1 protein-coding gene is annotated in these 287 nt (G+C 55.7%); it reads right to left on the bottom strand.

All coding sequences use genetic code 11. The annotated features are described in order from the left end of the window. Window positions 1–287, bottom strand: a 287-nt coding sequence (locus H5185_RS22580; protein ID WP_182743378.1) for a cadherin repeat domain-containing protein, incomplete at both ends; no start/stop codon positions are given.

Here is a 287-nt window from a genome sequence, read left to right as displayed (position 1 = left end):
GTGCTGTCGCTGCTGTTTTCAAAATACGTAAAGTTGTAGCTGGTTTCGCCCACGGGTGGGGTGAACTCAGGCGTTTCATTGACATCAAGCTCAGTGAGGGTGACGTTAATGTTGGTGGTGTTGACGCCATCTGAGGCGCCGACGACTAAATTGTGCACGTTCGCCAGGGCTTCAAAGTCATTGGCGACGGCGGCCACGCCCGCTGGGGTCAAGCTGATGACACCGGTGGTGGGGTCAATCTCAAACCAAGCGTCGTCATTGCCGCTGACGATGCTGTAGGTCACTGG

The organism is Shewanella sp. SG44-6, assembly GCF_014164185.1.
GTDB classification, from domain to species: Bacteria; Pseudomonadota; Gammaproteobacteria; order Enterobacterales; family Shewanellaceae; genus Shewanella; species Shewanella vesiculosa.
This window is presented reverse-complemented; position numbering and strand designations above follow the sequence as displayed.